The organism is Microbacterium sp. 70-16 (assembly GCF_001898315.1).
Lineage (GTDB): Bacteria > Actinomycetota > Actinomycetes > Actinomycetales > Microbacteriaceae > Microbacterium.
This window is the reverse complement of sequence record NZ_MKTQ01000017.1, coordinates 83436-93333: the sequence shown is the minus strand read 5'-3', so window position 1 is coordinate 93333 and position 9898 is coordinate 83436. Positions and strand designations below refer to the sequence as shown.

9 protein-coding genes and 1 rRNA gene are annotated in these 9898 nt (G+C 71.3%); all 10 read left to right on the top strand.

Going from position 1 to position 9898, the window contains the following annotated elements:
- Positions 1-98 (top strand): 5S ribosomal RNA (gene rrf / locus BGO46_RS09075); the annotation flags it as partial.
- Positions 99-167: 69 nt separating this feature from the next.
- On the top strand, positions 168-1664 hold the full coding sequence (locus BGO46_RS09070) for a primosomal protein (protein ID WP_292678046.1): 1497 nt from the start codon (positions 168-170) through the stop codon (positions 1662-1664).
- A complete protein-coding gene (locus BGO46_RS09065; protein WP_292678048.1) occupies positions 1664-2701 on the top strand; it encodes an HAD-IIA family hydrolase in 1038 nt (345 codons plus the stop codon). Before BGO46_RS09070 ends, BGO46_RS09065 begins: the two co-directional genes overlap by 1 nt.
- A 65-nt stretch (positions 2702-2766) precedes the next feature.
- Positions 2767-2931, top strand: a complete 165-nt coding sequence (locus BGO46_RS09060) for a hypothetical protein (protein ID WP_292678112.1) — start codon at positions 2767-2769, stop codon at positions 2929-2931.
- Positions 2928-3752 carry a TlyA family RNA methyltransferase gene (locus BGO46_RS09055; protein WP_292678050.1) on the top strand — a complete coding sequence of 275 codons (825 nt, stop codon included), beginning with the start codon at positions 2928-2930 and terminating at the stop codon, positions 3750-3752. The genes BGO46_RS09060 and BGO46_RS09055 overlap by 4 nt, the downstream gene beginning before the upstream one ends.
- The gene (locus BGO46_RS09050; protein WP_292678052.1) at positions 3749-4711 is read left to right on the top strand and encodes an NAD kinase; all 963 of its coding nucleotides are present in this window, start codon (positions 3749-3751) and stop codon (positions 4709-4711) included. The genes BGO46_RS09055 and BGO46_RS09050 overlap by 4 nt, the downstream gene beginning before the upstream one ends.
- Positions 4708-6399 (top strand): DNA repair protein RecN, encoded by a 1692-nt coding sequence (gene recN, locus BGO46_RS09045; protein ID WP_292678054.1) that lies wholly within the window; start codon positions 4708-4710, stop codon positions 6397-6399. Before BGO46_RS09050 ends, recN begins: the two co-directional genes overlap by 4 nt.
- 153 nt (positions 6400-6552) lie before the next feature.
- The gene (locus tag BGO46_RS09040; RefSeq protein WP_292678056.1) at positions 6553-8247 is read left to right on the top strand and encodes a CTP synthase; all 1695 of its coding nucleotides are present in this window, start codon (positions 6553-6555) and stop codon (positions 8245-8247) included.
- On the top strand, positions 8240-8890 hold the full coding sequence (locus tag BGO46_RS09035; RefSeq protein ID WP_292678058.1) for an NUDIX hydrolase: 651 nt from the start codon (positions 8240-8242) through the stop codon (positions 8888-8890). The genes BGO46_RS09040 and BGO46_RS09035 overlap by 8 nt, the downstream gene beginning before the upstream one ends.
- On the top strand, positions 8887-9852 hold the full coding sequence (locus tag BGO46_RS09030; protein ID WP_292678060.1) for a site-specific tyrosine recombinase XerD: 966 nt from the start codon (positions 8887-8889) through the stop codon (positions 9850-9852). The genes BGO46_RS09035 and BGO46_RS09030 overlap by 4 nt, the downstream gene beginning before the upstream one ends.
- Positions 9853-9898: the final 46 nt, after the last annotated feature.

Sequence of the window (9898 nt, the reverse complement as noted above, 5' to 3'; positions counted from 1 at the left end):
GGGAAACGCCCGGTTACATTCCGAACCCGGAAGCTAAGCCTCACAGCGCCGATGGTACTGCAGGGGGGACCCTGTGGGAGAGTAGGACACCGCCGGACTTCTTTCGTGAAAAGGCCACCCAAAGTTGGGTGGCCTTTTCTCGTTTACGCGATAGAAGGGATGCCGCCATGGCTGAAGAAGAGCGACCGCGCCGAGAAGGGCAGCGTCCGCCGTCAGCCGGTGGATCGTCTTCGCCTCGCGGTGCACGTAAGCCATACGCGGCACGCGACGGCGAGAAGAAGCCGTATGCGAAGCGCGACGGCGAGCGTAAGCCTTACGCGGCGCGCGACGGCGAGCGCAAGCCTTACGCGGCGCGCGACGGCGAGCGCAAGCCTTACGCGGCGCGCGACGGCGAGCGTAAGCCTTACGCGGCACGGGACGGTGAGCGTAAGCCTTACGCGGCACGGGACGGTGAGCGTAAGCCTTACGCGGCACGGGACGGTGAGCGCAAGCCTTACGCGGCGCGCGACGGTGAGCGCAAGCCTTACGCGAAGCGCGACGGTGAGCGTAAGCCGAACGCGGCACGGGACGGTGAGCGTAAGCCTTACGCGGCACGCGATGGCGAGAAGAAGCCGTACGCGAAGCGCGACGGTGAGCGCAAGCCTTACGCGGCACGCGACGGTGAGAAGAAGCCGTACGCGAAGCGCGACGGTGAGCGGAAGCCATATGCCGCACGCGACGGTGAGCGCAAGCCGTACGCGAAGCGCGACGGCGACCGCCGTACGACGCGGCCCCCGCAGGGGTCGGACCGACGCACCGGCGAGCGGGGACCCGCGCTTCCCGAAGATGTGAGGCCGCAGGATCTCAACAACGCGGCGCGCAACGAACTGAAGACGCTCAGCAAAGAGAACGCCGAGCAGGTCGCCCGCCACTTGGTGATGGCGGCGCGTCTGATCGACACCGACCCTGCGCGTGCACACGAGCACGCGCTCGCGGCGTCGCGCAGCGCGGGCCGCATCGCGGTCGTGCGCGAGACCGTCGCGATCACGGCCTACGCGAACGGCGACTTCGCACTCGCGGTGCGCGAGCTGCGCACATTCCGGCGGATTTCCGGGCGCGACGACCAGATTGCCCTGCTCGTCGACAGCGAGCGCGGCGTCGGACGTCCCGACCGCGCACTCGAGGTCGGCCGTGCGGTCGATCGCGCCGCGCTGCCGGTCGATGTGCGGGTCGAACTCGCGATCGCGATGTCGGGCGCCCGCCTCGACCTCGGCGAGACGGAGCGGGCCCTGCAGGAGCTCGACATCCCCGAGCTCGATCCCGACCGCGCCTTCAGCTGGAGCCCCGGGCTGTTCGCCGCTCGCGCGGCGGTGCTGGAGGAACTCGGCCGTACCGACGAGGCCGCGCAGTGGCAGCGTCGTGCCGAGATCGCCGAAGACGCACTCGGCGCGCTCGACGCCGACCGCGAGGTGCTCGAGATCGAGGAGATCGAAGAGATCGCCATCGCCGACGAGCCCGTCGCCGAAGAGCCGGCGGAGGACGAGCAAGACGAGCCCGCAGCGGAGCCGACCGCCGAGGCATCCGAGGCCCCGGTGACCGTGCAGGACGAAGTCGACGAGATCCTCGCCGACGCGGGCATCGACGACGCCGAAGGCGACGACACCGACGACGAGGCCACGCGCTGATGGCAATGTTCTCGCGGCGCACCGATCCCACACCGCTCGACGGGGTCGATGCGGTCCTCGCCGACCTTGATGGCGTCGTCTACGCCGGGGCCGGTGCGCTCCCGCACGCCGTGGAGAGCCTGACCGCGGCCGGACGCACGCGCCGGCTCGGCTACATCACGAACAACGCGTCGCGTCGGGATGCCACGGTCGCCGCCCACCTGCGCGAGCTGGGCCTCGCGAGCACGCAGCCGGACGACGTCGTGACGAGCCCGCAGGCCGCGCTGCGTCTGCTGAAAGATCGTGTCCCCGCCGGTTCGACCGTTCTCGTCGTCGGCGGCGACGGGCTGGTCTTCGAACTCGAGAAGGCCGGATTCACGGTCACCCGCAGCGCGGATGACGCGCCCGCCGCCGTCGTGCAGGGCTTCGCCCCCGAAGTGGGCTGGCAGCACCTCGCCGAGGCAGCGTACGCGCTGGCGACGCCGGAGGACGAAGGTGGCATCCCCTGGATCGCCACGAACACCGACTGGACGATTCCACAGGCGCGCGGCATCGCGCCAGGAAACGGCACGCTCGTGTCGGCCGTGCACACCGCCGTCGGCAGGTTGGCCGTCGTGGCAGGCAAGCCTGAGCGTCCGATCTTCGACGAGGCCGTCGCGCGCTTCGGTGCGCGCAAGCCCCTGTTCATCGGCGACCGACTCGACACCGACATCGCCGGCGCCCAGGCGGCCGGCATTGACTCGGTTCTGGTGCTGACAGGCGTCGACCGGCCGAAGCACGTGCTGGCGGCGCCGACCACGTCACGCCCGACGTACATCGTCGGCGATCTGCGCGAGCTCGACCAGCCGTATCCGCAGCCGACCGTGGCGGGCGATGTCACGACCGTCGGAGGCGCCTCCGTGCGCGTCGACGGACCCGACGTGCACATCGTCGCCGAAGGCGACCGGCCCATCGACCTCGTGCGAGCCGGGGCCGCTGCGATCTGGGCGACGGGCCGCGCGATCTACGGCTTCCGCGTGCCCGAGCGGCTGTACGCCGACCCGTTCCACCGCCCCTGACACCCGCCGCGCTCACGCGGGCGGGGCACCCGCCGATCGCGCCGGGCGACGCGTATCGTGGAGGCATGTCGATGGATGCCGCTGAATCCGACGCCCGGCGCGAAGACCTGCTGTCTGCCCTCGAGGTGATCGAGCAGCAGCCGCTCGCCGAGCGCGCCGGCGCGTACGCGGCGCTCCACGACGAGTTGGCCCGGCGTCTGGAGTCCGGGCCACGGGACCACCAGGCGTGACCCAGCGCCTGGATGCCGCTGTAGCGGCGCGCGGCCTGGCCCGTTCCCGTACGCAGGCGGCGCAACTCATCGAAGCCGGGCTCGTCTCGGTCGACGGCGCCGCCGTCGTGAAGCCCTCCGTGAAGGTCGCCGACGACCAGGAGATCACCGTCGCGGCATCCGACCATTACGTCAGCCGCGCCGCGCACAAACTGATCGCCGCGTTGGACGCTTTCGGTGTCGACGTCGCCGGGGCATCCTGCCTCGACATGGGCGCCTCGACAGGCGGATTCACGCAGGTGCTGCGCGAACGCGGCGCGGCACGCGTGCTCGCCGTCGACGTCGGTCACGGCCAACTCGATTGGCAGATCGCCGCCGACGACCGCGTCATCGTGATCGAGGGCTTCAACGTCCGGTACATGACGGTCGAATCCCTCGCAGAGGCGGCGGGGAGCCCGGTCGCCCTCGATGTGATCACGGGCGACCTCTCGTTCATCTCGCTCACCCACGTGCTGCCGGCGGCCGCCGCCGTCGCCGGGGTCGACACCGACCTCGTCCTGCTGATCAAACCGCAGTTCGAGGTCGGACGCACGGGCGTGCGCGAAGGGCTCGTGACGGATGCCGCGGCACGCGCCGACGCCGTCGCCGGCGTGCTCTGGGCCGCGTGGGATGCAGGGCTGGGCACCTTCGGCGTCATCGCCTCGCCGATCGCCGGCACCCATGGCAACCGCGAGTTCCTGGTGCATCTGCGACCCGTGTCACGATCAGCGGGCGAGGCCGACGGCGCCGGGAATCCGACAGAATATCTGGAGACCGTGAACCGACTGGCGGGAGCAGCATGACCGGAACGCGCGAGATCCTCGTTGTGGCCCACGCGCAGCGCGCCGACACGGTCGCCGCCGCGCGTCGCGTGATCGTCGCCCTCGCAGCGGCAGGCGCACACCCCGTGCTGCCCAGCGACGACGAGTTGCTGCGCGCCGCGATAGGCGAAGTCGGGCCCATCGCCACGCTCGGCGTCGACGTCACGGTCGACGACATCGAGCTCGCGATCGTGCTCGGCGGCGACGGCACGATCCTGCGCGCCGCAGAGCTCGTCCGGGCCGGGACCGCGCCGATCCTCGGCATCAACATGGGTCACGTCGGGTTCCTCGCCGAGATCGAAGCGGATGTCATCGACGACGCCATGCGCCGCGTCATCGCCCGTGACTACGACGTCGAAGAGCGCATGACGCTGACGGTGGCGGTCGTCGACACGACCGGCGAAGTGATCTACGAGACGTGGGCGCTGAACGAAGCCACCGTCGAGAAGGCCTCGCGCGAGCGCATGATGGAGGTCGTCATCGAGATCGACAGCCGGCCGCTGTCGAGCTTCGGCTGCGACGGCGTCGTCATCTCGACCCCGACCGGCTCGACCGCGTACAACTTCTCCGCCGGCGGCCCCGTCATCTGGCCTACCGTGGAGGCGATCGCCGTCGTGCCGCTGTCGGCGCACGCGCTGTTCGCCAAGCCGCTCGTCGTCGGCCCCGAAGCGACCGTCGCCATCGACGTGCTTGCGCGCACCGACGGCACCGGCATCCTCTGGTGCGACGGACGCCGGTCGCACGACCTGCCGCCCGGCGCGCGCGTCGTCGCCCGCCGGTCGCCCGTGCCGGTGCGTCTCGCGCGGCTGCACCCCGCGCCGTTCACCGACCGGCTGGTGCGCAAGTTCCAGCTGCCCGTCACGGGGTGGCGGGGCCCCTCGACAAGCTCGGGGGACAGCGTCGGGGGCTCGGGGGACAGTGCGGGGGACAGCCCGGCATGATCGAGCAGATGAGCCTGCGCGATCTCGGCGTCATCGCCCAGGCGACCCTGCCGATCGGGCCCGGGTTCACGGCGATCACCGGCGAGACCGGCGCAGGCAAGACGATGGTCGTCACGGGCCTCGGCCTGCTGCTGGGCGCACGATCGGATGCCGGCACCGTCCGCGCCGGCGCCGCACAGGCCGTCGTGGAAGGCGTATGGATCGTGCCCGAGGCCGGTCCTGTCACAGAGCGGGTCACGGATGCCGGTGGCGAGGTCGAGCCCATCGGAGACGGGCAGGCCGAGCTCTACCTGTCGCGCACCGTGACGGCCGAGGGCCGCAGCCGCGCCGGCGTCGGTGGGCGCACCGCCCCGGCGGGCGTCCTCGCCGACCTCGCCGAGCAGCTTGTGGTCGTGCACGGCCAATCCGACCAGTTGCGGTTGCGCTCGGGTGCAGCGCAGCGTGACGCGCTCGACCGGTTCGCCGGGGCCGCGGTCGACGAAGCGCTCGAGCAGTACCGCGCCGCGTATGACGAGGCCCGGTCGCTGGCCGCGCAACTCGACGAGCTCACCGACCGCCGCGATGACCGCGCGCGTGAGGCGGAGCAGCTGCGCGCCGCGCTCACCGAGCTCGAGCAGATCGATCCGCAGCCGGGGGAGGACGTCGAGCTCGCCCAGCGCGCCGAACGCCTCGCGAACGCCGAAGAACTGCGCCTTGCCGCGGCGCTGGCCCACGCGGCGCTCTCCGGCGAAGACGACGCTCCCGACGTGCTGACCCTCCTCGCTGAAGCACGCCGTGCGCTCGAGCGCGCGGCCGGAAGTGACGCGACGCTCGCCGCGCATGCCGCGACGTTCGAAGAGCTCGGCTACCGCGCCGCCGACCTCGCGACCGACCTGAGCGGCTACCTGGCCGACCTCGACGAATCCGGGCCGCACGAGCTCGCCGCCGTCGAAGAGCGCCGCGCGGCGATCGGCGGTCTCGTCCGCGCCCACGGCACGCTCGAGGATGCCCTCGCGCTGCGCGCGACCGGCGGACTGCGCCTGGCCGAACTCGACGACGACGATGACCGCGTCGACCGGCTCACGGCTGACCTCGCTACCGCGACCACAGCCCTGGACGCCGCGGCAGGGCTGCTCACCGCCGCACGCCGCGCAGCCGCGGAGCGGCTGGGCGAGGCCGTGACCGCCGAGCTGCGCGCGCTCGCGCTGCCGGACGCGCGCGTCGTCGTCGCGGTCGAACCCGGGGCATCCACCGCCGCGGGTCGCGACGAGGTGACCCTCCTGCTCGCGCCGCACCCCGGCGCCGACCCGCGCCCGGTCGCCCGCAGCGCATCGGGCGGTGAGCTCAGCCGCGTCATGCTCGCGATCGAGGTCGTGATCGCCGGCACCGGCAGCGTGCCCACCTTCGTCTTCGACGAGATCGACGCCGGGATCGGTGGTGCCGCCGCGATCGAGGTCGGGCGGCGCCTCGCCGCGCTCGCGACCACGAGCCAGGTCATCGTCGTGACGCACCTCGCGCAGGTCGCCGCCTTCGCGACCAACCACCTGAGTGTCGTCAAGGCGAGCGACGGGTCGGTCACGGCATCCAGCGTCCGCGCGCTCGCGGGGCGGGAGCGCGAGGCCGAGATGGCCCGTCTGCTGTCGGGGCTACCCGATTCGCCCGCCGCGCTCGAGCACGCGCGGGAGCTCCTCGGCCTCGCCGCGGCATAGGGCCTTGCGCCACGGGAGGAGATTTCGCTTCGGGAGGAGCTCCTGGCCCCAGGCATCCTCCCGAACGGAAATCTCCTCCCGAACTGCAGGCGCCGCGAAACGCAGCCCACCCTCCGCCCGCTACGGGCGATACGACTGATAGGATGAAAGCCCGTGACGGATACTCATTCAGACGCGGGCAGCAACGACACCACCAGGCACATCTTCGTGACGGGCGGTGTCGTTTCGTCTTTGGGCAAGGGACTGACCGCGGCGTCGCTGGGTAACCTGCTCACCGCGCGGGGTCTGCACGTCGTGATGCAGAAGCTCGACCCGTACCTGAACGTCGACCCGGGCACGATGAACCCGTTCCAGCACGGTGAGGTGTTCGTCACCGACGACGGCGCCGAGACCGACCTCGACATCGGCCACTACGAGCGCTTCCTCGACATCGAGCTGAGCCAGGCGGCCAACGTCACGACGGGGCAGATCTACTCGCAGGTCATCGCGAAGGAGCGCCGCGGCGAGTACCTCGGCGACACCGTGCAGGTCATTCCGCACATCACCGACGAGATCAAGCGCCGCATGCGCCTGCAGGCCGACCAGTCGCCCAAGCCCGACGTCATCATCACCGAGATCGGTGGCACCGTCGGCGACATCGAGTCGCAGCCGTTCCTCGAGTCGGCCCGTCAGATCCGCCACGAACTCGGCCGGCGCAACGTCTTCTTCGTGCACGTCTCGCTCGTGCCGTTCATGGGTGCCTCCGGCGAGCAGAAGACCAAGCCCACGCAGCACTCCGTGGCAGCTCTGCGGTCGATCGGCATCCAGCCCGACGCGCTCGTGCTGCGCAGCGACCGGCCCGTCACCGACAGCAACAAGCGCAAGATCGCGCTCATGTGCGACGTCGATGAGGATGCCGTCGTCAACGCGATCGACGTGCCGTCGATCTACGACATCCCCACGATGCTCAACGAGCAGGGCCTCGACGCGTACATCGTCGACGCGCTGGGCCTGGACACCAAGGCCGCCGACGTCGACTGGACGCGCTGGAACAAGGTCCTCGAGGCCGTCCACAACCCCAAGCACGAGGTCACCATCGGCCTGGTCGGCAAGTACATCGACCTGCCCGACGCATATCTGTCGGTCACCGAGGCGCTCAAGGCCGGCGGTTTCGCGCAGGAGACCAAGGTCAACGTGACCTGGATCCCGTCCGATCTGTGCGAGACGCCCGAGGGCGCCGAGAAGGCACTCGGGGCGCTCGACGGCATCGTGGTGCCCGGCGGTTTCGGCATCCGCGGCATCGAGGGCAAGCTCGGCGCACTGCGGTTCGCGCGCGAGCAGGGCATCCCGACGCTCGGCATCTGCCTCGGCCTGCAGTGCATGGTGATCGAGTTCGCTCGCCACGTCGCCGGCATCGAGGGCGCCTCTTCGAGCGAGTTCGACCCCGACACCGCGCACCCCGTCATTGCGACGATGGCCGAGCAGGTCGACATCATCGACCACGGCGACATGGGCGGCACGATGCGCCTCGGCCTGTACGAAGCGGAGCTGGCCGAAGGCTCGCTCGCTGCCGAGGTGTACGGTGCCAACCGCGCGAGCGAGCGTCACCGCCACCGCTACGAGGTCAACAACCGCTACCGCGACCAGATCTCCGAGGCGGGCATGTGGTTCTCGGGCCTGTCGCCCGACCGCAACCTCGTCGAGTACGTCGAGCTGCCGCGCGACGTGCACCCCTACTACATCGCGACGCAGGCGCACCCCGAGCTGCGCTCGCGGCCGACCGAGGCCAACCCGCTGTTCCGCGGCCTGATCGCAGCGGCGCTCGTGCGGCACCGCTCGAGTGAGCTGTTCGAGGTCGAGGGTGACTGAGCTGCGCGATGACCCGACCGAGGTGACCGTCGTCGCCTCGTCGACACCGTTCGTGGGCAAGGTCTGGAACATCCGCCGCGATGAGCTCGACTACAACGGGGCATCCATCGTTCGCGAGTACATGGACCACACCGGTGCCGTCGCCGTGCTCGCGCTCGACGAGGACGATCGCGTGTTGCTGATCAAGCAGTACCGGCACCCCGTGCGCGTGCGCGACTGGGAGATCCCCGCGGGGCTGCTCGACCTCGACGGCGAGAGCGCCCTGACCGCCGCGCAGCGTGAGCTCGCAGAGGAAGCCGACCTCACAGCGGCGCGCTGGGACGTGCTGGGCGAGTTCTACACGAGCCCCGGCGGCAGCGATGAGGCGATCCGCATCTACCTGGCGCGCGACCTGGCGCCCGCGCCGGAGACCTTCGCCCGCGACGCGGAGGAGGCCGACATCGAAGTGCGCTGGGCGAGCCTGGACGAGGTCGTCGACGCGATCCTCGACCGCCGCGTGCAGAACCCGTCACTGGTGGTCGGCGCCCTCGCCGCGCACGCCGCGCGGGCTCGCGACTGGTCGACGCTCGCGCCCGCCGACACCCCGTGGGACCGCCGACCCCGGCCGATCCGGGATGCCGCCGCGGAGGCAGCCGCGCCGTGATCCTCACGCGCGCCGTCGACGCCTATCTGAGGCACATCTCCATCGAGCGCGGACTCTCTGAGCACACCGTCGCCGCCTACCGGCGCGACCTCGCCGTCTACCGTTCCTGGCTCGCCGAGCGCGACGTGCAGGACACCGCCGAGGTGACGCCGGCGCTCGTGTCGGCGTTCGCCGCCGAGCGCGCGTCGGCGCAGCCCCCGCCCGCGGCCACGTCGCTCGCGCGGCTGCAGTCGTCGGTGCGGGGCCTGCACCGATTCCTCGTGCGCGAGGGCATCGCCGATGCCGATCCGAGTGAGCGACTGCGGCCGCCGAAGGCGCCGCAGCGACTGCCCAAGGCGCTGTCGATCGAACAGGTCGAGGCGGTGCTGGATGCCGCGGGGCCTGCGCCGTCGACCGGTGACGCGACCGGCGATGCGGTCGGCGCCGCTGGCGCCGGCGGCGGCGAGGAGATCATGCTGCGCCTGCGCGACCGGGCGCTGCTCGAACTGCTGTATGCGACCGGCGCGCGCGTCTCGGAGGTCATGCAGCTCGACGTCGACGATCTCGCCCACGGCGACGTGCTGCGCGTGCGAGGCAAGGGCTCGAAGGAGCGGATCGTCCCGGTCGGCTCGTACGCGCGGGCGGCGGTGGATGCCTACCTGGCCCGGGCGCGCCCCGCGCTGTCGCTGCGCGGGCGGGCGACCCCGCGGCTGTTCCTCGGCGCGCGCGGTGCGCCCATGTCGCGGCAGGGGGCGTGGCTCGTGATCCAGGCGGCCGCCGATCGGGCCGGGCTGACCGCGCATGTGTCGCCGCACACGTTCCGACACTCTTTCGCGACGCACCTGTTGCAGGGTGGTGCCGACGTGCGCGTCGTGCAGGAACTGCTCGGCCACGCGTCAGTCGCAACCACGCAGATCTACACGCACGTCACCGTCGACGCGTTGCGCGACGTCTATCTGACCTCGCATCCGCGCGCTCGCTGACGGTCGCGGACCCGGCATCCGCCGTGGCATCCGCCCGGGCATCCGT

What these genes read in the sequence shown, in the direction of transcription:
- BGO46_RS09050 (WP_292678052.1), top strand. Translation starts at nt 3,749, where the DNA reads ATGACCGGAACGCGCGAGATCCTCGTTGTGGCCCACGCGCAGCGCGCC.
- BGO46_RS09065 (WP_292678048.1), top strand. Translation starts at nt 1,664, where the DNA reads ATGGCAATGTTCTCGCGGCGCACCGATCCCACACCGCTCGACGGGGTC.
- BGO46_RS09070 (WP_292678046.1), top strand. Translation starts at nt 168, where the DNA reads ATGGCTGAAGAAGAGCGACCGCGCCGAGAAGGGCAGCGTCCGCCGTCA.
- recN (WP_292678054.1), top strand. Translation starts at nt 4,708, where the DNA reads ATGATCGAGCAGATGAGCCTGCGCGATCTCGGCGTCATCGCCCAGGCG.
- BGO46_RS09060 (WP_292678112.1), top strand. Translation starts at nt 2,767, where the DNA reads ATGTCGATGGATGCCGCTGAATCCGACGCCCGGCGCGAAGACCTGCTG.